General features: G+C 64.5%; 1 protein-coding gene and 1 pseudogene. Both read left to right on the top strand.

Going from position 1 to position 654, the window contains the following annotated elements; genetic code table 11:
• Positions 1–248 (top strand): annotated as a pseudogene (locus tag AC1DYI_RS37770) (sphingosine kinase); the annotation flags it as partial.
• Positions 245–654 (top strand): metallophosphoesterase family protein (locus AC1DYI_RS37775; RefSeq protein ID WP_477209171.1); only part of this gene is annotated, 410 nt, incomplete at its 3' end. The pseudogene AC1DYI_RS37770 and the gene AC1DYI_RS37775, both read left to right, overlap by 4 nt.

Here is a 654-nt window from a genome sequence, read left to right on the forward strand (position 1 = left end):
ATCTGACGCAGCGCATGGGCCGTTTTGGCTTGCTGCAGCTGGCCTTCATGGCGCTGTTGCAGCGGCTGCAGCAGGCACGCGATTTCGACGCTGTGGCGGCGCGCGAATTCACCGTGCACACGCGACACCGGCACCTGCGCGTGTCAACGGATGGCGAGGTCATGATGATGCAGACGCCGTTGCGCTACCGCATTCGACCGGCGGCGCTGACGGTCTTGGTGCCCGCCGATGACGGAGACGCCCCGTGAAAACGCTGGTTCATCTGTCTGACGTTCATTTCGGCCGCATCGACGAGACGGTGCTGGCCGCCATCGTGCCGCTGATCCAGCACCTCGCCCCGGACTTGGTGGTGGTGTCGGGTGACCTGACCCAGCGCGCCAAACCGGATCAGTTTCGCGCGGCCAGGCGGTTCCTCGACGCCTTGCCCCGACCCCAGATCGTCGTGCCCGGCAACCATGACATTCCGCTGTACAACCTGTTCCAACGCTTCCTGCAGCCATTGACCAAGTACCGGCGCTTCATCAGCAGCGAGCTGGAGCCGTTCTATGCCGACGACGAAATGGCGGTCGCCGGCATCAACACGGCGCGCTCGCTCACCTTCAAGAACGGCCGCGTCAATGAAGCGCAGTTGCGCCGGCTTCACGAGCGGTTGGC

The organism is Ideonella sp. P3_A4, from assembly GCF_056403075.1.